A 23,807-nucleotide genomic window follows, 5' to 3' on the forward strand; every position below is an offset into this window, starting at 1 on the left:
CCGGTCCGCCGCTGTCCATATGCGATATCCGTCGGGGGCGGGGCTGCGGAAATCCGGGGCCTGCGGCGCTGAGCCAGGCCCGATAGGGAAAAAGCCAGTCAAATCGACGTGATAAAGCCTGCCATCGGGTCGGGGGGTGCGGACGTCGGGTAAGTCGAAATATTTAAATGGGAAAGTCACCTTTTGACCCAGATCAAAGTCGGGGGGGCGGCAATTTGTAACTTGGCCTAGAATGGAAGCGCGACTTAAAACCATTCCAATCAGGACCGTTCGGTGTTAGCACCGAGCCGCTCGCCGCCCGCAGGGGCGCAAGTGAAGACGAAGGAGTACTGCCCGTGACCTACGAGGCTCAGCTGGATCAGGCCATTGGCCGCTTGCATGAGGAAGGCCGTTACCGGACCTTCATCGATATCGTGCGTCATAAAGGTCAGTTTCCCCACGCCACCTGGCGCCGCCCGGACGGGTCGGAACAGCCGGTGACGGTGTGGTGCGGCAACGACTACCTTGGCATGGGCCAGCACCCGGTTGTGCTGGAAGCGATGCATGACGCGATCGACACGGTCGGCGCAGGGTCCGGCGGGACGCGCAACATTTCCGGCACGACGCTTTATCACAAGGCGCTGGAGGCCGAACTGGCAGACCTGCATGGCAAGGAATCGGCGCTGCTGTTCACCTCTGCCTACATCGCCAACGACGCGACATTGTCGACGCTGCCCAAGCTGTTCCCTGGCCTGATTATCTATTCGGACGAGCTGAACCACGCCTCCATGATCGAAGGTGTGCGCCGCAATGGCGGGGCCAAGCGCGTCTTCCGGCACAACGACGTCGAACACCTGCGCGAATTGCTGCAGGCCGACGATCCGGCGGCGCCCAAGCTGATCGCCTTCGAATCCGTCTACTCCATGGACGGTGATTTCGGCCCGATCGAGGCAATCTGCGACCTGGCGGACGAATTCAACGCCCTGACCTATATCGACGAGGTTCACGCGGTCGGCATGTACGGCCCGCGCGGTGGCGGCGTTACCGAACGCGACCGACTGGCGCACCGGATCGACATCATCAACGGCACGCTGGCCAAGGCCTATGGCGTGATGGGTGGCTATATCGCGGCCTCCGACAAGATGTGCGACGCGATCCGCTCTTACGCTCCGGGCTTCATCTTCACCACCTCGCTGCCGCCGGCCGTTGCCGCCGGGGCCGCCGCATCCGTGAAGCATCTGAAATCCGACCAGGCGCTGCGCGACCAGCACCAGACCCAGGCGAAGATCCTCAAGACCCGCCTGAAAGGGCTGGGCATGCCGCTGATCGATCACGGCAGCCACATCGTGCCGGTCATCGTCGGCAACCCGGTCCATACCAAGATGCTGTCCGACATGCTGCTGGACGACCACGGTATCTACGTTCAGCCGATCAACTTCCCCACCGTGCCCCGCGGAACGGAGCGTCTGCGCTTCACTCCGTCGCCGGTTCACGGCCCGGATGAGATCGACAAACTGGTCAAGGCAATGGATTCGCTCTGGTCCCATTGCGCCCTGAATCGGCAGGAGCTCGCTGGCTGAGCCTGTGGATGATTTTTCGGGCGGCGATTTTTGCAATCTCAATGCGCCGCTCGAAAATCCCTTATTTCGTTAATTGCGACACAACATTCGGCGTCTCGGCGCTGATGACCCCCAATGTTAAGCGTTTTTGTGGAAAACAACTTGAATCGTGTTAGGGTCATGTAAACAAAGGGCAGGACTCGAATCGGGGTGATAACGGGTCGGCACAATCGCACGACGGGGCAGCGAGATGATGTGGCGCAAATCGAAACCTAAGCTGGAGCAGGATGAGGCCCAGCCCAAGGGATTTGATGATTTCGAAGTGAGGCTCGGCGACATGATGCGCGGCGAGCGCGCGACGCTGGGCAAATCGCTTCTCGATGTGCAGCGTGAACTCCGTATCAAGGCCTCCTATATCTCCGCCATTGAGAATTGCGATCCCGACGCATTCGAAACGCCGGGCTTCATTGCCGGCTATGTGCGGTCCTATGCCCGTTACCTGAATCTCGATCCCGACGCGGCCTTCGCTCAATTCTGTGCGGAAAGCGGTTTCCAGACGGCCCATGGCATGTCTCAGGAGGCCTCCGGCAACCGCAAGAAGGAAGAGCCGATCGTAAAGAAGGGCCTTGGCGCCGATCCCCTGACCGGGTCTGCCACGCCTTTTGTGCCCGTCAGTGAAAGTGTGCTGTCGCGGATCGAACCCGGTGCCCTGGGCTCCGTCGCGGTTCTGATCGCGCTGATCGGTGCGCTTGGCTATGGCGGTTGGTCGATCCTGACCGAAGTGCAGCGCGTGCAGTTCGCCCCCGTTGAACAGGCCCCGGATGTCCTCAGCGATCTGGACCCGATCCAGGCCGCGCCGACCGTCTCCGGCTCCGACCAGGGGCCGCAGGTGGCGATGTCGGTCGAGAAACCCGCCGAAGGCCTGGACCGTCTCTATCGCCCCGAAGCACTGGACGTGCCGGTGCTGGTGGCACGTGATGCCCCGATCTCGACCCTCGACCCGCGCCAGGTTGGCACGCTTGTCGAAGGCACCGAGGAAGAGCCCGCCCAGGTCGGCTCCGCCGAAGACCGCGCCGTGGCAGCCGCGCTTGCCGGTCTCGGGTTGGACGAGGAAGAGGCCGAAACCTCGACCACGCCACAGGTGACCGAAGCCATGGGGCCGGGTGTCACCCTTGTCGCCGTACGTCCCGCCTGGGTCCGTGTCAGCGCCGCCGATGGCACCGTCGTTTTCGAAAAAATCCTCGATGCGGGCGAAGAATACACCGTTCCGCTGACCGAAGAGCCGCCGACCCTGCGCGCCGGCATGTCCGGTTCGCTCTATGCCTCCGTCGATGGCGAATTGCGCGGTCCGCTGGGCCCCGGCACCTCGACCATCCGCAATCTGGCACTGTCCGCAGACGCGATGACGCAAAGCTACGCGGTCGCCGACCTGTCGGCCGACCCGGTTGCCGAGGAGGTGATGCTGGCCAAGGCGCAGCAGCTTGAGGTCCCGCAGGACTGATCCCGCCCGAGCACGGGAATTTGCACAAGGCCCCGTTGTCCCGGGGCCTTTGTCACGTTATCTGAAGCGTGTCACCGGCAGGAGGCAGACATGTCCCACAATCCCGTGCGCCCCTGGCGCAATATCGACCGCCGCGAAAGCCGCCAGATCATGGTCGGCAATGTTCCGGTAGGTGGGGGTGCCCCGATATCGGTTCAGACGATGACGAACACCGACACGTCGGATGTCGCGGCGACCGTGGCCCAGATCCAGCGCGCGGCGGATGTGGGGGCGGACATCGTCCGGGTTTCCACGCCCGATCAAGCGGCGACCAAGGCCCTGAAAGAAATCGTGCGCGAAAGCCCGGTGCCGATCGTTGCGGATATCCATTTCCACTACAAGCGCGCCATCGAGGCGGCAGAGGCCGGTGCGGCCTGCCTGCGGATCAACCCGGGCAATATCGGTGACAGCAAGCGCGTGGCCGAAGTGGTGCAGGCTGCCAAGGATCACGGCTGTTCCATCCGGATCGGCGTGAATGCCGGGTCGCTGGAAAAGCACCTGCTTGAGAAATACGGCGAACCGTGCCCCGACGCGATGCTGGAGTCCGGTCTCGACCATATCCGTATCTTGCAGGACCACGATTTCCACGAATTCAAGATCAGCGTGAAGGCTTCCGATGTCTTCATGGCCGCTGCGGCCTATCAGCAGCTGGCAGAGGCCACCGATGCGCCCATTCACCTCGGGATCACCGAGGCGGGCGGCCTGATGTCCGGTACGATCAAATCCGCGATCGGCCTAGGCAACCTGCTGTGGATGGGGATCGGGGACACGCTGCGCGTGTCGCTGTCTGCCGATCCGGTCGAAGAGGTCAAGGTCGGGTTCGAGATCCTCAAGTCGCTGGGCCTGCGCCATCGCGGGGTCAACATCATCTCCTGCCCGTCCTGCGCGCGGCAAGGCTTTGACGTCATCAAGACCGTCGAGGTGTTGGAAGAGCGGCTGGAGCACATCAAGACCCCGATGTCCCTGTCGATCATCGGCTGCGTCGTGAACGGTCCGGGTGAGGCGCTGCTGACCGATGTCGGGTTCACCGGCGGCGGGGCAGGGTCCGGCATGGTTTACATGGCGGGTGCGCAAAGCCACAAGATGTCCAACGACCAGATGGTCGATCACATCGTCGAACTGGTCGAGAAACGCGCGGCCGAGATCGAGGCCGAGGCGACACCCGACGCCGCTGAATAATCCCTACTTCACGTATTTTTCCAGCACGACCAACGGGATGGACCCGCGCAGCATCATGTCGGGAAAGACATAGCTGGGGGTCGTGTCCAGATCGAGCCGGGCAAATGCCTCTGCCTCCCGTCTTGGGGCGAGGCGCAGCATGCGGTCCTGGACCCATCCTTTGTCGCGGGATAGCGCGGCCAGGCTATCGGGCGTTGCGTCGGGCAGGGCATGAAGTGCCAGCCGTGCCGCGTGGTAGGCCGTAGGCCCCTGGTGATCGAGCAGCGACAGCAGCAATTGTGCTGGGCCGCCTGCGTCGGCAAAGCGCGGCTCGACCCGGATATCGGGATGGCCAGCGACCAGTGTCTCTAGATCGGCCCAGGCGGCGCTGCATTCGGCGCAGGGGAAGCTTTCGAAGAAGAGAATCGTCAGGCGCGGGTCGTCGGCGCCAATGCCACGCGGGGTCGGGGCAAAGACCGCCTCGCTGTCTTCCAGCCGCTTCAGGTCGGCCTCCCTGTTCTGACCATACAGGTCGATGGGCGGCGGGTTCAGGGCGCGGTCGATCGGGGTGAGATCGGACAGGACGGCGGCGCGGACCTCTTTCCCGAACGCCGCCCGTTCCTCGCGTGTCATGTCGAGGCCGGCAGGCTCGGCAGCGGCCGGAAAGGCCGCCACCGCCAGAATGGCCGGCCAGCGCATCAGCCGCCCCGCTGGTCTTCGACGATCTGTTCCATCGCGTTCAGGGGCACGTAGCCGCGCACCATCTGGTCCTGGAACACGAAGGTCGGCGTTCCGCTGACCTTCAGGATATTGGCAAGGCGCCGGGTTTCGGCGATTTCATCGGCCACGGCGGGATCATCCAGCTTGGCGACGATGGCTTCGGCATCCAGGCCCAGACCTTCTGCAATGCGCGACAGGGCGGCCTCGTCCGTGGCGCCGTTATAGCCCATCAGCGCGTCATGCATCATCTCGTAGGCCTCGTCGCCTGCCACCATCTTGGTCGCCACGGCAAAACGCGAACTGTCCAGCGATGCCTGGCCGAGGATCGGGAACTCCTTGACGACAAAGCGGATATTGCCGTCATCGGCGATCAGCTCATTGACCTCTTCGAAGGCTTTCCGGCAATAGCCACAACGATAATCGAGAAATTCGACGACCGTGATATCGCCATCGGGATTGCCGCCGACCCAGGAAAACCCGTCATTGAAGATCGCGTCGGCATTGTCCTTGACCAAGTCCACATCGGCCTGGGCCTGAGCCTGCTGGTTGCGTTCCTCCAGCGCGTTGACGGCTTCGAGGATGACCTCGGGGTTTTCCATCAGGTAGCTGCGAACCTCTGCGCGAAAGGCGGCGCGTTCGTCGTCGTTCATCTGCGTGACGTCGAAGGCCTGAGCGGGCAGGGCGAGGGTCAGTCCCGCAGCAAGAGCGAGAGGGGCGAGACGGGTCATGGCGTTCTCCGGTAAAGGGTCAGTTCTTGGCATTCTTGACTGCATTCAACACATCTTGCGCGCGCCGCCAACCGGCAGATCCGCGCGGCAGCATATCGGCGGCTCTCTGGGCGAGGATCCGGGCCTCCTTGGTGCGTCCGCGCAGGGCGTGGCCCTCGGCTGTGACCAAGGCCGCCATCCCGCGATTGCCCAGCTTGGCATAGGCGGTGCCCAGGTCGCGCAGGGCCAGGTCGTTGCGCCAGTCGCTGGATGTGGCGCGTTCCAGGTAGCCGACGGCCTGCTGGTAGCGCTGCTGTCCGCCCAGGGCGACAAGGGCGCGGCCATAGCCTGCCAGGATCAACGAATTGCGCGGTGCCCTCTGCGCGGCGGCGGCATAAGCGTTGGCGGCTGCGCCCCAATTGCGGCTTTCCATCAGGATCTGCCCGCGGAGTTCATCGTAATAGGGGTCGCCCGGTCGCGCGGCACGAGCCCGGTCCAGCGAGGCCAGGGCCTTGCCGGTCTGGTTTAGGCGGTGAAAGGCCACAGCTTCGCGCATGGCCCGGACATCGGCGGCGGGGCTTTCCTTGCTGCGCTGGAAGGTCCATTTCGGATTGCGCGTAAAGGCGGATAGCTTGCCCTTGGCGCGATCGAACCAATATTCCATCGCCGGATCCGGTTTCGTGGCCTTCTTGTAGCTGGCGGCCAGCCCCTTGAGCGTGCGCAGGCGGTCCCGGGACAGGGGGTGGGACCGAGCGTAGATGTCCTGGCGACGTTCCGGCAGCGCCTCCTGACCGGAGAACAGCTCCATCACGGATACGGCGCCGCTGGTATCGGCCCCGGCGGCGGCCATGTAGCGGATGCCCGACTGGTCGGCGGCACTTTCCTCGGCCCGCGTATGGCCGAAGAAGACACGTTGCGATGATGACGCGACACCGAGCGCGACGCCAGCGGCGGCAGCGCCCTGGCCGGTGGCGGCACCTGCGGCGGCAGACAGCGCCATGCCCAGCAGCGCGACGTTGCGCGCGCTTTGCGCGTTGACACCACGGCGGACGATATGGCCGTTGGCGATATGGGCGGCCTCGTGCGCGATCACGGCCTGCAATTCCGCAGCCCGGGTCAGCCGCAGGATCATGCCGGAATGGATGTAGATCCCGCTGTTATCCAGCACGAACGCGTTGAGATTACGATCTTGCACGACATAAATCCCGACACGCGAAGGACTTAGCCCCGCAGCCCGCAGGATGGGGGCGGCCAGTTGCTGCAACGAATGCTCGATATCGGCGTCCCGGATCAGGGTGGCTGCTGAGGCATTACGCGGTTCTGCGACGAATAGTGTCGCAAACAGAATAACCACCACTCGTGCAATTGACCTCAAGACGCGTCTCCGTTGAATTGGTGACGATACTTTCGGAGATGCATATGCAGGTTTCAAGACGAGGGGACGTTGATCCCTTCATTGTGATGGACATCATGCACATGGCCGCCGAAGCTGAGGCCGAAGGCCGCCATGTGATCCATATGGAAGTCGGACAACCCGGCACACCCGCCCCGTCCACCGCGCGCAAGGCGCTGGCCAAGGCGTTGGACGAAGACGCATTGGGCTACACGCTGACCCCGGGGCTGCCCGAACTGCGCGAGGGAATCGCCAACCTTCACAAGGATTGGTACGGGGTCGATCTGGATCCTGACCGGATCCTGATCACGCCCGGGTCATCCGGCGCCTTCGTTCTGTGCTTTTCGGCATTGTTCGATACCGGCCAGCGGATCGGCATCGCCAGCCCGGGCTATCCGTCCTACCGCCAGATCCTCAAGGCGCAGGGATTGCAGCCTGAGCTGATCCAGACCGAACCGCAGGATGGCTACCAGCTGCGCCCGGATCAGATCACCGATGCGGGGCTCGACGGGGTGATGGTCGCCTCTCCGGCCAATCCGACGGGGACGATGCTGAACCGCGATCGGATGGAAGGCCTGATGGATGCCGCCCGTGAGGCCGGCACGACCTTTATCTCGGACGAGATCTATCACGGGCTGCATTACGGCGAGCGGGCCGTATCGGCGCTTGAGATCGGGGATGATGCGATCGTCATCAACTCCTTCTCGAAATACTTCTCTATGACAGGCTGGCGGGTCGGCTGGATGGTCCTGCCCGAAGAGATGGTGCGCCCGGTTGAGAAACTGGCGCAGCACCTGTTCATCTGCGCCCCCCATGCCAGCCAGATCGCGGCCCTTGGGGCGCTCAGCGCCCGGGACGAGCTGGAAGAGAACGTTCAGACCTATGAGCGCAACCGCGCGATCGTGCTGAACGGTCTGGAAGCAGCCGGGATCAAGCGCTTCGCGCCGCCGGATGGCGGGTTCTACGTCTATGCCGATATCAGCCATCTCGGCGACAATTCGCTGCGCCTTGCCAAGGATTTCCTGGCAGAGGAGGGCGTCGCCGTCACGCCCGGCATCGATTTCGATCCTGAGCGGGGGGCCACCATGTGGCGCCTGTCCTACGCCGCCGATACCAGTGATATCGCCGACGGCATGGAACGCCTGGCCAAGTTCACCGCGCGACGCAACTGACGCCGCGCGGTGCGCCCTTCAGCGGAAGGGTTCGTCGATCCTGAGAAGACGTTGGTGGAACCGGGGGAGCTGATCGTGAGGGATCAGCCCGCCCTGTTCCGCCGTTTCACGGATCAGCTTCTTGTTGGTGCCGATATGCTCGTAGACGGTCCGCTCCACGCGGCGTGACCGCACGGTTTCGCGCACCGACCGCGCGGAATAGCCTTCCAGGAAGTGTCCATCCATGGACGGATACCGCGACAGGAACTGGTAGGAGCAGGTGATGGACCCGCGCCGCGCAGCGATGTTGGCCACGCCTTCCTCCTGTTGAAGGAAGATCCCACGGAATTCCCGGGCAGGCCCCGTCGTCGGCAGGCCCTGTTGCGCCATGGCGTCCTTGGCCTCGTAGCCGCGCAGGAAGGTGTACCCGTCCTCGCGGAAGACCAGGAGCATCCCCAGCATCGCCAGGCTGTCATCCACGAAGGAGCGCCGGGAGAAGCGATAGAGCCCCGAAGGCACCATGTCCTCTGGCACCTGGGTGGAGTTGCGCCCCATGAAATCCCGGATAGCGGGATGGTTCAGCAGCTCGCTACCCGAATCTGGTACGGCTTCGACCGGCTCCAGGAGGATTCGGGCGTCCTTTCCAAAGAAAGTGCATATCCGATGCAGCACATCGGGTCGGGGAAAGCTTTCCCCTGAGAGATACCGGTTGAATTGCGTCCGGTTGATGCCGAGTTCACGGCAAAGCCCCGCAATTGAAGGATATTCGGAGCTCAGAAGACGCAGATTCGCGCCAAAGATGTTCCGTATTTCGACCGGGTCAGTTGGGGTCTGACTCCCATTGTTGGCAGATCGCGACAAATGTCCGTGCTCCGCTTCTTATTGTAGTGTTTCTTCCTGCTGTGACGCTAACCAGCAACAATATTTACGCGTGTTGACGTTATTTGGCGTCAACAATTTGCGTTATAGCGACATTTGCTTTTTGACGCGACACAAAATTTCAAAGATAGGCACATGATTGGTAATGTGCGGACGCCAACGCTTTCCACACACTGGAACTGTAGGGAACGGGATCCGACGAGGTGCGAAATGTACGGTGTCGTATTGTGGAGTGATGCAGATGACCGTCAGGCGGTTATCTGGTGTGAGGACCATGGCGATCTGGCTTTTGTCGATAAAGGCGGACGCGATATGGACGATTGTCCTGGGCTGGCGCCCGGCGATCTGGTTTGTTTTGAACTTCAAATAGATAGCCAGATCCGCAAGGCCATAAACCCAAGCGTTGTGGCCGAGCAGGAATACCCGACATTGGCGTCGGCACTCGATACGGTCGCAGCGGCGGAGCCGACAGGCCCGAGCATGGCTGAGCCACAAATGATGGCGCCGCCGCGGGACGCGACGGCGCAGATTATTCCGTTCCGGGCCAGCGGGGCGATGCGCCGCCGAAATGGCCGTCAGGACCCTGCGCCACGTCTGACCGGAACCCGGTCATAACGTGACGTTAACTAGATTAATTTTTAGGCGGCCGTCCCGCGTGCAAGCGCGGCGACGCCCGTCCGCGCCATTTCCGACAATCCAAGCGGACGCATGAGATCGGCGAAAGCGTCGATCTTTTCCGGCGCGCCGGTGATTTCGAACACGAAGCTGTCGAGCGTGCTGTCCACCACGTTGGCGCGGAAGATATCCGCAAGACGCAGCGCCTCGACCCGCTTGTCACCGTCGCCATGCACCTTGATCAGTGCCAGTTCACGCTCGACCGAGGGGCCCTCGACCGTCAGGTCGTGAACCTCGTGCACGGGAACGATGCGACCCAGCTGGGCCTTGATCTGTTCGATCACCTGCGGCGTGCCGCGGGTGACGATGGTGATGCGCGACAGGTGACCGTTATGGTCGACCTCTGCCACGGTCAGGCTTTCGATGTTGTAACCACGCCCCGAGAACAGGCCGATCACGCGGGCTAGAACCCCCGCCTCGTTGTCGACGAGGACAGCCAGGGTATGGGTTTCGATCACGTCGGAAAAGTTCGGACGCAGGTTGTAGGCCGAATGCTTGGTCGACCCTTTCTTGATGTGCAGAGCGTTCATGTCTGTCTCCGGATATCTGGGGCAGGGCGGTCTCAGACGAGAACCGCGCCGCCTTCCTTGATCGCGTCCTTGGTCTTGGCTTCGCCGAGCAGCATCTTGTTATGCGGCTCGCCCGACGGGATCATCGGGAAGCAGTTCTCGTGCTTTTCCACCAGGCAGTCGAAGATCACGGGGCCGTCATAGTTCAGCATCTCCATGATCGCATCGTCCAGGTCGGCAGGGTCCGAGCATTGGATGCCCTTCGCGCCGAACGCCTCGGCCAGCTTGACGAAATCGGGCAGGGCCTCGGACCAGCTGGAGGAATAGCGCTCACCGTGCAGCAATTCCTGCCACTGGCGGACCATGCCCAGACGCTCGTTGTTCAGGATGAACTGCTTGACCGGCAGGCGATACTGCACGGCGGTGCCCATTTCCTGCATGTTCATCAGCCAGGATGCCTCACCGGCGACGTTGATGACCAGTGCATCATGGTGCGCCATCTGCACGCCGATGGAGGCCGGGAAGCCATAGCCCATCGTGCCGAGGCCACCCGAGGTCATCCAGCGGTTCGGATCGTCGAAGGTCAGGAACTGCGCGGCCCACATCTGGTGCTGGCCCACCTCGGTGGTGATGTAGCGGTCGTGGCCCTTGGTCAGCTCTTCCAGGCGCTGCAGCGCGTATTGCGGTTTGATGACCTTGTCGGAATTCTTGTAGGTCAGGCAATTCACCGCGCGCCATTCGTTGATCTGTTTCCACCAGGCCTCGATCGCCTCGCGGTTCATCTTGCGGCCGCGGGATTTCCAGACTTTCAGCAGGTCCTCGAGCACGTGGGCCACGTCGCCGACGATCGGGATGTCGACACGGATCACCTTGTTGATCGAGGACGGGTCGATATCGATATGCGCCTTGGTCGACCGCGGGCTGAACGCGTCGATGCGGCCGGTGATCCGGTCGTCGAAACGGGCGCCGATATTGATCATCAGATCGCAATCATGCATCGCCATGTTGGCCTCGTAGAGACCGTGCATCCCCAGCATCCCCAGCCAGTTCTTGCCCGAACCGGGATAGGCGCCCAGCCCCATCAGGGTCGAGGTGATCGGCGCGCCGGTGGCATCCACCAGCTCGCGCAGCAGCTGGCTCGCCGCATTGCCGGAATTGATCACGCCGCCGCCGGTGTAGAAGATCGGTTTCTTGGCGTTTTCAAGCGCTTCGACCAGTTCCGTGATCGCCTCCATGTCGCCCTTCACCTGCGGCTGGTAGCGCAGGGTGCCGGGTTTTGCGGGCGGGTTGTAGGTGCCCGTGGCGAATTGCACGTCCTTGGGAATGTCGACCAGAACCGGGCCGGGACGGCCATGGGTTGCGACATGAAACGCCTCGTGCAGGGTCTTGGCCAGCGCGTCGGTGTCCTTCACCAGCCAGTTATGCTTGGTGCAGGGGCGGGTGATGCCGACGGTGTCGGCCTCCTGGAATCCGTCCGAGCCGATCATGAAGGTCGGCACCTGGCCCGACATGACGATCAGCGGGATCGAGTCGAGCAGTGCATCGGCCAGGCCGGTCACCGCGTTGGTCGCGCCGGGGCCGGAGGTCACAAGGACGACGCCGGGCTTGCCGGTGGACCGTGCGTACCCCTCTGCGGCATGCACCGCGCCCTGTTCATGGCGGACCAGGACATGACGAATGTCGTTCTGCTGGAAAATCTCGTCATAGATCGGCAGGACAGCACCGCCGGGATAGCCGAATACCGTGTCCACACCCTGATCCTTCAGGGCCTGAACCACCATTTTTGCACCGCTCATCTGACGTGCCATCGATTTTCTCCGTCTCGCGCCGCCCATCCTGGGTGGCAGGTCTCGCCAACAAAAAAGCCCCCGGTCTGGTGTCCGGGGGCGCATGGGTCTGATCTGGTTCCCGGTGTTACCGGCCCATGCGCCTTATTCCTACGATTACGACCAGTTTGGTCATGCCAGAGGGCTCCTTCGAATTGATAGGGGATGCTTATGGAGTCGCGGCCCCGAGGTCAACCGCAATTCGGACGCAAAAATGTCCCGAAAGGCAAAAAATCTTTCCAAAAGTTGCGCGCAAGACGCAAAATCTTTGCGATTCCGCGATAAAGGGTGCTCTTGAGGTGCTGCCAAGCAGAGACTCAGCGATTTTCCGGGCCCTCCGTGAAGGGCAGAGTGGCAGGGGAACGCGTCCCCCGCCGGGCTGACAGCGGTCAGCTTTGGGGGCAGCTATTATGCATCCGCAAAATGCCTTTCGCTGCAGTGCCGCAACGCGTGCAAATGGCATGTAAATCCTTGCGTCAATTGACAAAGAAAGTGTTTGCGCTAGCCCCCGGCATATGTAGTTTGGCCGCACTCGAATGGCCGGACGGGGACTTTGATGTCCGGTTTTGATCTGTTGGGAGGAAAAAGATGGATCGTCGTTCTTTCTTGAAGACGTCTGCCCTTGGTGGCTCCGCCGTTGCCGCGACTTCGCTGGCCGCACCGGCGATTGCACAGGGTGCGACGACGCTGACCATGGTCACCACCTGGCCGCGCGGACTTGCCGGCGTGTGGGACTCGGTTGAGCGTTTCACCAATAACGTTAACGAAATGTCCGGTGGTTCGCTGATCATCGACCCGAAAGGTGCAGGCGAACTCGTCGGCGCGCTGGAAGTGTTCGATGCCGTGACCGCAGGCCAGGCGGACCTGTACCACGGTGCAGACTACTACTTCGTCGGTCAGCACCCGGCCTTTGCCTACTTCACCGCCGTGCCCTTCGGCATGACCGGCCCGGAAATCATGACCTGGTACTATGCCGATGGCGGCATGGCACTGCACCACGAGCTGGGCGAAATCTTCGGCCTGAAATCTTTCCTCGCCGGTCAGACCGCGGCGCAGGGTGGCGGCTGGTTCCGCAAGGAAATCACCTCTGCCGACGACTTCAAGGGCCTCAAGTTCCGTATGCCCGGCCTCGGCGGCAAGGCACTGGCCGAACTGGGCGCTTCCGTGCAGGTTCTGCCGGGCGGCGAAATCTACCAGGCGCTGTCCACCGGCGCGCTGGACGGGACCGAATGGATCGGCCCCTGGTCGGACGAAAAGCTGGGCCTGCAGGAAGTCTGCGACCACTACTACCCCGCCGGTTTCCACGAGCCGGGCGCGGCCCTGTCCGTCGCGGCCAACCTGTCCGTGTTCGAAGGCCTGTCGCCCGAGCATCAGAAGATCATCGAGGTTGCTGCCGCCGAAGCGCACCAGCACAACTACTCGCTGTTCATCGCCAATAACGGCCCGGCGCTGCAGCGTCTGAAGGACGGCGGCACCCAGGTGCACGAATTCACCCCCGACGTGTGGGATGCATTCGGCGCGGCCTCCAAGACCGTTCTGGACGGCTTCATGGATGACGAAATCTTCGCCAAGATCCGTGAATCCGCAGAAGCATCGATGAACGCGACCGCCGGCTGGACCTCCGTGTCCGACTCCACCTACGTGGCCCAGCGGTCCCGCGTGAACGGGATGTAATGGCTTCTTAAAGCCCATTGAAAACTTCGGGTGCGCGCGGTAATTCGCGCGCACCTTACGTTCCGGGGGGATGGCTCATGCTGAACGGATTGATCTGGCTCGTCACCGAGATGGGCCTTGGTTTCTACAATATCTTCTATGCGCTGACCCATCCGGGGCTGTGGCTGGACTGGTCGAACAAGGAAAGCCTGATCCGCTTCATTTATTATGGCGGGTCGCAGGAGTTCTTCTTCGCGGTTCTCGATATCTTCATCGTTCTGACGGTGCTGGGTATCATCTTTCGAAAATTCATGTGGGCCATGGTCCGCGGGCTGGAAGGCTTTGCCAATTTCATTGGCCGCCTCGCCGCGTGGGCCGGTCTCATCATGGTGGGTCAGCAGGTCATCATCATCTTCCTGCAATCGATCTTCCGCCTGGGCGAGATCACCCTCAGCCCGCTGGGCATCGGGTTCACCTACTCGCTGACCTGGTACACCGAGGGGCTGAAGATCTGGAACGCGGCGGTTGTCGCGCTCTGCGTCAGCTACGCCTTCGTGCAGGGGGCCCATGTGCGGGTCGACCTGATCTACGCGGGCGTCTCGCACCGCGCGAAGAAGGTGATCGACATGTTCGGATCGCTCTTCTTCATGATGCCGGTGGCGGTGCTGACCTGGATGTATTCCTGGTACTTCCTGTGGCGGCACCTGATCACCCCCAAGGTTTCGGCGTCTGACCAGCTTGACCTGATGCTGCGCAAGGCGCGGATCGTGAAATGGAACGTCGAACGTACGGGGTTCAGCCCGGACGGGTTCAACGCCTATTTCCTGTTCAAGATCCTCATCCTGGCCTTCGTGGCGCTGGTCTTCCTGCAGGCCATGGCCTTCTTCTATCGCTCGTTCCTCGAGTTCATGGAAGGCGAAGAGAGCCAAGACAAATACCTCGACCGCGACACGCTGGGCGAGGGCGAAGAAGCCTATGAAGGCACGCATTAAGGGACCCCGGGCATGCTATTCGGATTAGACGGCGTCGAAATTGGCCTGATTATCGTTTTCCTCAGCCTGTTCGGCGGGATCCTGTCAGGTTTTCCTGTGGCCTTCGCCATTCCCGGTGCGGGTCTCATCTCCTTCGCGGTGATCGCGTGGCTCGACAGCCAGGGGCTGTTGATCCACCAGGCGATTGATGCCGGGTCCACGGCCTATCGGGACCTGATCAATTCGGGGGTCAAACCCGACGCGGTGTCAATCTTCCGATATCCGGACCTGCCGCGCGTGGCCCAGCCGATCTTCGATCGGGGTTGGGAAACCGCGATGGACCGGAATATTTCCTTTATCGTCAACCGGATGAACGAGCGCGTCTTTGCCGGTCAGTCGATCGAGACGCTGCTGGCCGTGCTGATGTTCGTCCTGATGGGCATCACGCTGGAACGTTCGAAAATCGCCAACGACCTGCTGACCACCATGGCGCGCGTCTTCGGGCCGCTGCCGGGCGGCCTGGCCGTGTCGGTTGTCGTCGTCGGTGCTTTCCTCGCCGCCTCCACCGGGATCGTCGGCGCAACGGTCGTGACGATGGGGCTGCTGTCGCTGCCCACAATGCTGCGGAACGGCTATTCGCCTGAATTGTCGACCGGCGTCATCGCCGCGTCGGGCACGCTGGGGCAGATCATTCCGCCCTCGATCGTGATCGTTCTGTTGGGCACGCTGGCCGGTGACCTCTATTCGGCTGCGCAGGAAACCCGGGCGCAGAGCTTTGGCTGTTCCGACGCGCTGACCTATCTTGGCCGCCCCGCGGTCGTGTCGGTCGGGACGTTGTTCCAGGCGGCGCTGCTGCCGGGGATTCTGCTGGCCGGGCTCTATGCGCTCTATGCCTTCGGCTATGCGATGTTCAATCCGTCCAAGGCCCCGGCCGTCCATATTGAAGAAACGGACGGTGAGGTCATCACCCGCAGCGAAGGCCTGACCTGGTTCCTCGCCGTGCCGGTGCTGATCATCTTCGGCCTGATCGGGGCCGGGCAGATTGGCCTTGTCGGGTCGCAGGACGTAACCGTGTCGAACTACACCCAGGTCGACAGGCTGGACGCGTTGCGCACCAATGTCAGCGATGAATGCCGCGACGCGATGATCGAGCTGCACGGCCAGGACCGCTGGGACGAATCCGTGTCCGCCCGCGAGGCGCTGGCCGCCAGCGGCGGGACCGAGGAAAGCCGCGAACTGACCGAGGAAGAGCTGGTCGAGGCGCGCGCCGCCGCCACCGCCAATGCCGCGCCCATCGGGTCCGGCGTTGCGACGCTCTTCGGGATGATCCTGCTGACCCTCGCGGTTGCCCGCGGGATCAAGCCCTCGGCCTCCAGCACGCCGCTGGCCATCGGGATGCTGGGCGTCGCGCTGGCCTTCGCGCTGGATTTCGTGGCCATCGGGCCGAACACCTCCGGGGGCACGCGCGTCGTGATCCTGCTGATCCCGCTGGCCATCTGTTTCTGGTCGCTCAGGCACGCCGCGGCGCGACTGGCCGAGAATGACCTGATCCGCGTCGTCTTTCCGCCGCTGGTCCTGATCATCGCGGTGCTGGGCTCCATCCTGGGCGGGATCACCAACCCGACCCCGGCTGCAGCCCTTGGCGCCGCCGGTGCGATCATGCTGGCCGCCTATCGCAAGCTGAAGGACGAAGGGAATTCCGGCCAGATGATCATCTGGGCGACCCTGGCCCTGGCCGCGCTGCTGCTGATCGGGATCAACTTCGACCTGCGGATGAACCAGGAAGTCGTGACCGTCGAGAACAGCATCGGGTTCCTGTTTGCCTATCTCGCCTACATGGTCGCGGGCATCGGTCTGATCTACGGCTGTATCGTGCTGTACCGGAACGGAGTGCTGCAGCCGATCGTGCGGGAAACGGCCAAGGTGACCTCCATGGTCTTCACCATCCTGATCGGGTCGCAGCTGCTGAACCTGGTGGTGATCTCCTTCGGGGGCGAGCATTACATCCAGCAATTCCTGCGCAGCTTCGACAGTGAATTCAAAGTGTTCCTGATCGTGATGCTGGTGCTGTTCGTGCTGGGCTTCGTGCTCGACTTCCTCGAGATCATCTACATCGTCGTGCCCATCGTCGGCCCCGTCATCTACGGCGGCTCCTTCGATCCGAAATGGGTGACGATCATGATCGCGGTGAACCTTCAGACTTCGTTCCTTACGCCTCCCTTCGGCTTTGCGCTGTTCTACCTGCGCGGGGTCGCGCCGCCGTCTGTGACGACGGGCCATATCTACCGCGGGATCATCCCCTTCGTGTTGATCCAGGTGGTCGGTCTGGCGCTGCTGTGGTTCGCACCGGGCATCGTCGCCATCGTGCCGGACCTGATCAGCAACTGATCGGGACCTGTTGGAAACAAAGAAAACCCCGGGCCGGGCGCCCGGGGTTTTTCGTTTGTGCGTCAGGGTGGAAATGTCAGGTGCTGATCGTCGGGGCGGTGCCGCACACAACCTCGACGCAGGTGTCGTCGGTCGTCAGCACGAAGCACCAGCCATCGGTCGCAAGGAAGGTCAGGGGGCTTTCGCGGGCCCAGGCGTGATTGCGCACCATGAAGGTGGCACATCCCTGAACGGCCTCTGACCGCGCGACCCAAAGTTGGGTCAGCCCGCCTTCGTCCTGCACCCGCAGGCCCAGCACGTCGGAGAAGGCAAAGGTGGTGACGCCGCCCTCGGCCGTTTCGACCCGGACGGTGACGGAATTGTCCACGGCTTGCGTGACATTCAGAATATCGAAACGAAGCGTTTCGACCGGGGTTTCCCAGCGGCGGAATTCGATCTGGCCGGAGCCATCGCTCCCGGCATTCATCACCCGAAGGGGGTCCGCAGGTCTGGCAGAGAGATATTGGCGACCTGTTCCGCAATCGGGTCGGTCTTCAGCGGGTGGCGTTCCGCGTCGTAATCGGCCGGGTCGCGCATCTTCTGCCACTTGCCGCCGACATAAAGCTCCACGCCCTTGAACTTGGCCTTGTAGCCCATCTTGGGCGATCCGGGGACCCAGTAGCCCAGGTAGACATAGGGCAGGCCGGCATCGCGGGCGATCTCGATATGATCGAGGATCATGTAAGTGCCCAGGCTGTCATTGGCGCGGTCGGGGTCGTAGAAGGAATAGACCATCGACAACCCGTCATCCAAGACGTCGGTCAGCGACACGCCGGTCAATCCGCGTTCGGGATGGGAATATTCAACGACGCGCGACCGGATCGGAGTTTCCTCGATCATCGCGGCGAATTCGAACACGTCCATATCGGCCATGCCGCCATCGGCGTGACGCGCATCCAGGTAATCGCGGAACAATTCGTATTGTTCTTCCGTCGCCCAGGGCGAGGTCGCGAGACGTTTCAGCTCCTTGTTGCGGTTCATCGCGCGCCGCTGGCTTTTCGACGGGGCAAAGGCCTCCACGTCGATCCGGGCGGACAGACAGGCCGCGCAATCGGCGCAGGACGGGCGGTAAAGTACGTTCTGGGATCGGCGAAACCCTTGTTTTGAAAGGCTGTTATTCAGGCGATCCGCATTGTCGCCACTGAGCGATGTGAACAGCTTCCGTTCCATCCGACCCTCTAGATAAGGGCAGGGCTGTGGGGCCGTCACGTAAAACTGCGGCGTTAACGGAAGAGTGTGGCGCATAGAAAAGGTGTTTGAGGATCAAGAGCGTGTTGTTTCGAACGATACATATGCGCGTCACATTGTCAAAGGGTTCGCGCAATGCGCGTCGGTGGTGACAGAAATGTGCGAAGTCCGGGCGTCATTTCGATCCTCTCCTGCCAGGGTGTCCCGGCCAACGAAATCACGCCCGGAGAGGTTCCGGACGTGCGTGTAGATGTAGGCGAGATATCGCTTTGTCACATTCCGGCGCGGCGATTGATCGCAACGGTGCCAAGGACATTGTCGGTCAGGCCCTGGGCCCGCGGCCCCATCAGCATCATCACGATCGAGATGATCTGCAGGATCGGAAAGGCCAGCGACACGGTATAGCCCAGCGTGTGCAGGAAGGCAGTCGCCGTGTCGAAACGCTGACCGTAGCCGTCGCGCATCTCGACCGCCATCAGCCGCATGCCCAGTGTCGCCGATCCGCCCGACAGGGTCATCCAGCGATAGGCAAAGCCGATCAGCAGGAACATCAGCGGCAGGAAGAACAGGCCCACGAAGGCGGTGAAGGGGAGGATCAGCAGCACCGCGCCCATGATGAGGACGCTGTCCACGATCCAGGCCAACAGGCGTTTGACCGGGATGTCGGCGTAAAACTCGGGTTGGTAATCAGGGTCGGGGATCGCCCAGGGTTCGGCTTGCATGATGGTCTCCGGTGGATGGAAGGGGCCCGAGGGCCCCCTTGTCGTGTCTCTTCGGGTCAGGTTCAACCCGGGGTCAGGCGGTTTCGTCTTCGCGACGGGTTTCGTCCTGGCTTTCTTCACGGGTCTTGCGGGCCCGTTCATCCATGAACTGGTCGAACTCTGCCTTGTCCTTCGCGTCGCGCAGGCGCTCCAGGAAGCTTTCGAACTGTTCCTGTTCCTCTTCCAGGCGGCGCAGGGTTTCGGTCTTGTAGGCGTCGAAGGCCGTGTTTCCGCTGGTTTTCATCGCCGCGTGACCGGACCGGCGCATTTCATAGCTGCGGGAGGAACGGTTGCAGGATTTGCGAAACATGTTTTTGCTCCAGATCATGTAGAAGAGAAGGGCGAGGCCGACCGGCCAGAAGAAGACAAAGCCCAGGACCATCGCAGCGATCCAGGCACCTTTGCCCTTGCTGTCGAGCCAGGCTTCGGATTTCGCCAGCCAGCCCATGGGGGCAGTCTGATGTCCGGAATAGGCAGTTGCGTTGGCGGGGGTCATTGAGGTCTCCGTTTTGGTTGTGATGTGAATTGCTTTCACATTACCTAGATCGGAACCCCACCCGCCTTTCGCAAGGGGTGATGTGAAGGTTTTTTACATTTCTGGACTTATGTCGTAAAATCAGCTGTTTGCGCACCGGAAATTTCCGGTAGGACCGCCGATTTCAATGCGAAAACATGGTGCGGTGTGCCCGCTGCGGCCCAGATTTCCTCGAATTCCAGCAGCCTTGGATCGATCCAGGCACGGATCGGGTTGATATGACCGACCGGCGCGACGCCGCCGATGGCAAAGCCCGTCTGCGCCCGGATCAGCGCGGCATCGGCCTTGGTCAGCGGCTCCCCCGCAATGGCCGAGGCCTTGTCGGCATCCACCTGGTTGCCGCCCGCGGTGAGAAACAGAAGCGCCTGGCCGGTTTCGACCCCGGCTAAGATGATCGACTTGGCGATCTGGTCCAGCTCGCATCCGACGCCATCGGCGGCCTGCTGCGCGGTCTTGGCCTGACCCAGTTCGCGGATTTCCGTTTCGATCCCGGCCTCTTCCAGGGCGCGTTTCACACGCTTCATGCTCTTGCTCATCCCGGTTCGTATCCTCTTCAATTGGCGTCGAATGCGGCATTGACGGTCCTGTCCCTTGGGTGGAATGTCCAGCCATGAATTTCCTCGACCGCCTGACCCGCTGCCCCCGCCCTCAAGACCCGGACCGTGCCGCCGATGCGCGCGCCGTGCTCGACCTGTCTGGCCCTGTGGGCGACCTGATTGCCGGTACCGGCGGGTCCAGCCCTTACCTGCTGGGCCTTCTCCAGAAGGAGACCGACTGGATCGCCCCCGCGCTGGACGATCCCGAAGCGGCGATGGAGGCCGAGTTCGACCGCCTGCGCGAGGTCCCTCCCGATGGGCTGAAATCGGCGCTGCGCCAGGGCAAGCGGCGGATCGCGTTGCTGATCGCCCTGGCCGATCTGGGCGGTGTCTGGCCCCTGCACGAGGTGACCGGACGTCTGACGCGTTTTGCCGATCTGGCCAGCGACCTGGCGCTCAAGGCCTCTTTGCGCCCGCTCGTGCTGCGCGGCAAGATCCCCGGCATGAGCGAGGACGACCTGGAAACCGGCGCCGGGATGGTCACGCTCGCCATGGGCAAGATGGGGGCGGGGGAGTTAAATTATTCTTCCGATATCGACCTGATCGCGCTCTTCGACGATGCCCGGTTCGACGATGACGCCTTTCAGGAGGCGCGCCCGGCCTATATCCGCGCGACCCGCAACATGGCCGCGATGCTCAGCGATATCACCGGGGAGGGATACGTGTTCCGCACCGATCTGCGGCTGCGGCCCGACCCGTCGGTCACGCCCGTCTGCGTGTCCATGGAGGCGGCAGAGCGGTATTACGAAAGCCTGGGCCGGACCTGGGAACGCGCCGCCTATATCAAGGCGCGCCCCTCGGCTGGCGATCTTGAGGCCGGCGCGCGATTTATCGAGGCGTTACGGCCCTTTGTCTGGCGGCGTCACCTGGATTTCGCGGCCATTCAGGACGCCCATGACATGCGCCGCGCGATCCGCGATCACAAGGGCCATCACGGCGCGATCACCCTGCCGGGGCATGACATGAAACTGGGGCGCGGGGGCATCCGCGAGATCGAGTTCTTCACCCAGTTCCACCAGATCATCGCCGGCGGGCGCGACCCCTCGCTGCGCCTGCGTGGCACGGTGGAGAGCCTGTCGCGGCTGGCCGACCGCAACTGGATCGACCGGGACCTGGCGGACAGGTTGGCCGATCATTACCGGGTGTTGCGCGAGGTCGAGCATCGGATCCAGATGGTCAACGACGCTCAGACCCACGCCCTGCCGGCCAACGAGGACGGGCTGGACCGGATCGCGGCCCTGTCGGACATGGACCCGGGCGCCTTCCGTCGCGACCTGAAGGAGCGTTTGCAGGACGTGCACGACACCTGCGAGGCCTTCTTTGCCCGCGAGGCGCCGGGCCGCCCGGACGCCGCCGAACCGGAGCCCGATTTCGAAATCGACGCAGAGCTGGTGGCGCGGTGGCGGGGCTATCCGGCCCTGCGGTCGACCCGCGCGCAGGAGATATTCCAGCGCCTGCGTCCGCGCCTGCTGTCCGCTCTTGGCCGTGCCGCCCGGCCGGAGGAGGCGCTGACGGCCTTCGACGGGTTCCTGGCCGGGTTGCCCGCCGGGGTGCAGCTCTTCTCCCTTTTCGAGGCCAATCCGCAACTGATTGATCTGCTTGGGGATATCACCGGCACTGCGCCGGACCTGGCACGCTACCTGTCGCGGAATTCGTCGGTCTTCGATGCGGTGATCGGCGGCGGGTTCTTTGCCGAATGGCCGGGGGCGGTGGCGCTGACCGAGGACCTGACCCGCGTCCTGGCAGCGGAGGACGATTACGAGAACCGGCTGGACGCCGCGCGGCGCTGGCAGAAGGACTGGCATTTCCGCATCGGCGTGCACCACCTGCGCGGGTTGATCGCCCCGCAGGAGGCCGCGGCACAATATGCCGATCTGGCGGATGCGGTTCTGTCGGCGCTCTGGCCCGTGGTGCAGCAGAATTTTGCCCGCCGTCATGGCCAATGCCCGGGCCGCGGGGCGATGGTTCTGGGCATGGGATCGTTCGGCGCACGGCGGTTGAATGCCCGTTCGGACCTGGACCTGATCGTGATATACGATGCCGACGGGGTCGAGGCGTCCGAGGGGAAACGACCTTTGCCCGCAAGGACTTACTACGCAAAGCTCACCCAGGCGTTGATCACGGCGCTGTCCGCGCCGACCGCTGCCGGGCGGCTTTACGAGGTGGATATGCGGCTGCGGCCTTCGGGCAACCAGGGGCCGGTGGCCACGTCGTTGCAGGCCTTCCGCAGCTACCAGCAGAACGAGGCCTGGACCTGGGAGCATATGGCGCTGACCCTGGCCCGTCCCGTGGCCGGGCCGGAGGCTCTGTGCGAGGATGTAAATGACTGTCGGATCAAGGTGTTGTCCCGATCGCGCGCGGTCGCGGACCTGCGCCGTGATGTCGGCAAGATGCGCTCCCGGATCGAGGCGGCGAAGGGTCGGGTCGGCCCGTGGGAGATGAAGATCGGCCGGGGACGGATGCAGGAGATCGAGTTGATGGCCCAGGCTGGGGCGCTGGCAGCGGGCCGACCCGTCGCGGCGGTCGGCGAGGGGTTGGCGGCGGCGACCTCTGCCGGATGGCTGAGCGAGGGCGAGGCCACCGAACTGACTGAGATCTGGACGCTTTTCTGGGTCGTCAACCTGACGGCCAAGTTGCTGACCGATCAGCCGCTGGACCCCGAGACGCTGGGCCAGGGGGGCTGCGAGATGCTGATGCGGGATACGGGCGCAGAGGGTGCCGCAGCCCTTCAGGACCGGATAGAAACATTGCGAGACCGGGCCGGCACGATCCTGGACGGCGCATTGGACGAGGAGGAACCTTCCGATGAGTAACGCGAAAAACCCCAACGACCCCAAGGGCTTGATCCGAGAGAGCTATCGGATCGACGGGATCGGGGAGGCCGAATGCCGCTCGATCCTGGTGGATTGGGCGCTGAGCCTGCCCGAAGGCGTCACGGCGCGGGATGCGCTGGCCGCGCTGATCGCGGAATATGGCGAGGGCGCGCCTGATCATCCGATGACCGCGCTGATGCAGGAGGGCGTGCAGGCCATGCCGATCTCTGGCCGGCGCGGCGGACGGGCCGGGCGCATGTCGCATTGAGGGGCCAAGCCCTTGATTGCAAAGGGTGACGCCCTGCGACAACCCGCGCTTTGATGTATTCCGAACTTGTGATATGATGGGGCAAAGTCAGGAGGCTGCCATGCCCAAGCTCATCCGTCTCTACATCGTCAACGTGGCCATCGGTTTCGTCATTGCCGCAATCTTTGTCGGTGCCCTTATTGCCTTTGATATCGGTGGGTTACGCCACCTCGTGACCGGGTCCAGCGATGGCTACATGGCGCTGTTCCTGATGTGGTTCTTCAACGGCATCGTCTTTGCCGGGGTGCAGTTCGGCATTGCCGTGATGCAGATGAAGGACGATGGCGGCCCGAAAGGCGGCCGCAAGGTGCCGGTTGCCACGCGGATCCCGGCCATGGTGCGGGCGGTGGCGAAGCCGCGCCAGTGAAATCCCAGTGAAATTCGGGCGAGGGTCGGGGGCGGCAAGCCCCTGATCGCATTGGGTTTTGCGTGAAAGCGGCGGGCCCGCACGCGACCGTTT

Annotated in this window: 22 protein-coding genes; 11 read left to right on the forward strand and 11 right to left on the reverse strand. The window is 62.9% G+C overall.

Features of this window, described 5'->3' with window-relative positions; genetic code table 11:
* The first annotated feature begins 335 nt into the window (after nucleotides 1-335).
* The 3 genes from hemA (at nucleotide 336) to ispG (ending at nucleotide 4,257) form a co-directional block, all read left to right on the forward strand.
* Nucleotides 336-1,559, forward strand: coding sequence for a 5-aminolevulinate synthase (gene hemA, locus ATO9_RS14710; protein WP_043750689.1), 1,224 nt, complete (start codon nucleotides 336-338; stop codon nucleotides 1,557-1,559).
* A gap of 229 nt (nucleotides 1,560-1,788) precedes the next feature.
* Nucleotides 1,789-3,039, forward strand: coding sequence for a helix-turn-helix domain-containing protein (locus ATO9_RS14715; protein WP_043750692.1), 1,251 nt, complete (start codon nucleotides 1,789-1,791; stop codon nucleotides 3,037-3,039).
* A 90-nt stretch (nucleotides 3,040-3,129) separates the two neighbouring features.
* Complete coding sequence (gene ispG, locus ATO9_RS14720) at nucleotides 3,130-4,257, forward strand: flavodoxin-dependent (E)-4-hydroxy-3-methylbut-2-enyl-diphosphate synthase (RefSeq protein WP_043750694.1); 1,128 nt, start codon at nucleotides 3,130-3,132, stop codon at nucleotides 4,255-4,257.
* A 3-nt stretch (nucleotides 4,258-4,260) separates the two neighbouring features.
* Here ispG and ATO9_RS14725 read toward each other — a convergent pair whose 3' ends face one another.
* The 3 genes from ATO9_RS14725 to ATO9_RS14735 are packed head-to-tail and all read right to left on the reverse strand — an operon-like array spanning nucleotide 4,261 to nucleotide 7,020.
* Nucleotides 4,261-4,935, reverse strand: a complete 675-nt coding sequence (locus ATO9_RS14725; RefSeq protein ID WP_043750697.1) for a thioredoxin domain-containing protein — start codon at nucleotides 4,933-4,935, stop codon at nucleotides 4,261-4,263.
* Nucleotides 4,935-5,684 carry a DsbA family protein gene (locus ATO9_RS14730; protein WP_043750699.1) on the reverse strand — a complete coding sequence of 250 codons (750 nt, stop codon included), beginning with the start codon at nucleotides 5,682-5,684 and terminating at the stop codon, nucleotides 4,935-4,937. The genes ATO9_RS14725 and ATO9_RS14730 overlap by 1 nt, the downstream gene beginning before the upstream one ends.
* A gap of 19 nt (nucleotides 5,685-5,703) precedes the next feature.
* Nucleotides 5,704-7,020, reverse strand: a complete 1,317-nt coding sequence (locus tag ATO9_RS14735; RefSeq protein WP_052418344.1) for a M48 family metalloprotease — start codon at nucleotides 7,018-7,020, stop codon at nucleotides 5,704-5,706.
* Nucleotides 7,021-7,082: 62 nt separating this feature from the next.
* Between ATO9_RS14735 and ATO9_RS14740 the strand changes: the two genes are divergently transcribed.
* A complete protein-coding gene (locus ATO9_RS14740) occupies nucleotides 7,083-8,228 on the forward strand; it encodes a pyridoxal phosphate-dependent aminotransferase (protein WP_043750704.1) in 1,146 nt (381 codons plus the stop codon).
* Between the two features lie 18 nt (nucleotides 8,229-8,246).
* Here the strand turns inward: ATO9_RS14740 and ATO9_RS14745 are convergent, their stop codons facing one another.
* A complete protein-coding gene (locus tag ATO9_RS14745) occupies nucleotides 8,247-8,762 on the reverse strand; it encodes an XRE family transcriptional regulator (protein WP_337588281.1) in 516 nt (171 codons plus the stop codon).
* Between the two features lie 534 nt (nucleotides 8,763-9,296).
* Here ATO9_RS14745 and ATO9_RS23535 point away from each other — a divergent pair.
* Entirely contained in the window at nucleotides 9,297-9,701 is a 405-nt protein-coding gene (locus ATO9_RS23535) for a hypothetical protein (RefSeq protein ID WP_052418345.1), read from the forward strand.
* Between the two features lie 23 nt (nucleotides 9,702-9,724).
* Here the strand turns inward: ATO9_RS23535 and ilvN are convergent, their stop codons facing one another.
* Together ilvN and ATO9_RS14760 are read right to left on the reverse strand one after the other, a co-directional pair.
* The gene (ilvN, locus tag ATO9_RS14755; protein ID WP_043750706.1) at nucleotides 9,725-10,291 is read right to left on the reverse strand and encodes an acetolactate synthase small subunit; all 567 of its coding nucleotides are present in this window, start codon (nucleotides 10,289-10,291) and stop codon (nucleotides 9,725-9,727) included.
* Between the two features lie 32 nt (nucleotides 10,292-10,323).
* Complete coding sequence (locus tag ATO9_RS14760; protein WP_043750709.1) at nucleotides 10,324-12,078, reverse strand: acetolactate synthase 3 large subunit; 1,755 nt, start codon at nucleotides 12,076-12,078, stop codon at nucleotides 10,324-10,326.
* Between the two features lie 606 nt (nucleotides 12,079-12,684).
* On the opposite strand from ATO9_RS14760, the gene ATO9_RS14765 reads away from it, so the two are divergent.
* From ATO9_RS14765 to ATO9_RS14775, 3 genes are all read left to right on the forward strand, one after another.
* Entirely contained in the window at nucleotides 12,685-13,770 is a 1,086-nt protein-coding gene (locus ATO9_RS14765) for a TRAP transporter substrate-binding protein (RefSeq protein ID WP_043750712.1), read from the forward strand.
* A 77-nt stretch (nucleotides 13,771-13,847) separates the two neighbouring features.
* Nucleotides 13,848-14,741, forward strand: a complete 894-nt coding sequence (locus tag ATO9_RS14770; protein ID WP_043750715.1) for a TRAP transporter small permease subunit — start codon at nucleotides 13,848-13,850, stop codon at nucleotides 14,739-14,741.
* Nucleotides 14,742-14,753: 12 nt separating this feature from the next.
* On the forward strand, nucleotides 14,754-17,108 hold the full coding sequence (locus ATO9_RS14775) for a TRAP transporter large permease (protein WP_043750718.1): 2,355 nt from the start codon (nucleotides 14,754-14,756) through the stop codon (nucleotides 17,106-17,108).
* Nucleotides 17,109-17,184: 76 nt separating this feature from the next.
* Here the strand turns inward: ATO9_RS14775 and ATO9_RS23540 are convergent, their stop codons facing one another.
* The 5 genes from ATO9_RS23540 to ATO9_RS14800 form a co-directional block, all read right to left on the reverse strand.
* Complete coding sequence (locus ATO9_RS23540) at nucleotides 17,185-17,574, reverse strand: hypothetical protein (protein ID WP_052418346.1); 390 nt, start codon at nucleotides 17,572-17,574, stop codon at nucleotides 17,185-17,187.
* Nucleotides 17,574-18,392 (reverse strand): arginyltransferase, encoded by an 819-nt coding sequence (locus ATO9_RS14785; RefSeq protein WP_043750721.1) that lies wholly within the window; start codon nucleotides 18,390-18,392, stop codon nucleotides 17,574-17,576. The genes ATO9_RS23540 and ATO9_RS14785 overlap by 1 nt, the downstream gene beginning before the upstream one ends.
* A 215-nt stretch (nucleotides 18,393-18,607) precedes the next feature.
* Nucleotides 18,608-19,057 (reverse strand): RDD family protein, encoded by a 450-nt coding sequence (locus tag ATO9_RS14790; protein WP_043750723.1) that lies wholly within the window; start codon nucleotides 19,055-19,057, stop codon nucleotides 18,608-18,610.
* A gap of 73 nt (nucleotides 19,058-19,130) precedes the next feature.
* On the reverse strand, nucleotides 19,131-19,592 hold the full coding sequence (locus tag ATO9_RS14795; protein ID WP_043750726.1) for a DUF2852 domain-containing protein: 462 nt from the start codon (nucleotides 19,590-19,592) through the stop codon (nucleotides 19,131-19,133).
* A 107-nt stretch (nucleotides 19,593-19,699) separates the two neighbouring features.
* Entirely contained in the window at nucleotides 19,700-20,167 is a 468-nt protein-coding gene (locus ATO9_RS14800) for a YbaK/EbsC family protein (RefSeq protein ID WP_043750730.1), read from the reverse strand.
* 74 nt (nucleotides 20,168-20,241) lie between these two features.
* On the opposite strand from ATO9_RS14800, the gene ATO9_RS14805 reads away from it, so the two are divergent.
* The 3 genes from ATO9_RS14805 to ATO9_RS14815 all read left to right on the forward strand — a co-directional run bounded on the left by ATO9_RS14805 (nucleotide 20,242) and on the right by ATO9_RS14815 (nucleotide 23,714).
* Nucleotides 20,242-23,040 (forward strand): [protein-PII] uridylyltransferase family protein, encoded by a 2,799-nt coding sequence (locus ATO9_RS14805; protein WP_043750733.1) that lies wholly within the window; start codon nucleotides 20,242-20,244, stop codon nucleotides 23,038-23,040.
* Entirely contained in the window at nucleotides 23,033-23,308 is a 276-nt protein-coding gene (locus ATO9_RS14810) for a hypothetical protein (protein WP_043750737.1), read from the forward strand. Before ATO9_RS14805 ends, ATO9_RS14810 begins: the two co-directional genes overlap by 8 nt.
* Nucleotides 23,309-23,408: 100 nt before the next feature.
* Nucleotides 23,409-23,714, forward strand: a complete 306-nt coding sequence (locus ATO9_RS14815; RefSeq protein ID WP_043750741.1) for a hypothetical protein — start codon at nucleotides 23,409-23,411, stop codon at nucleotides 23,712-23,714.
* Nucleotides 23,715-23,807: the final 93 nt, after the last annotated feature.

The sequence above is a fragment of the Pseudooceanicola atlanticus genome (assembly GCF_000768315.1).
Taxonomy (GTDB): Bacteria; Pseudomonadota; Alphaproteobacteria; order Rhodobacterales; family Rhodobacteraceae; genus Pseudooceanicola; species Pseudooceanicola atlanticus.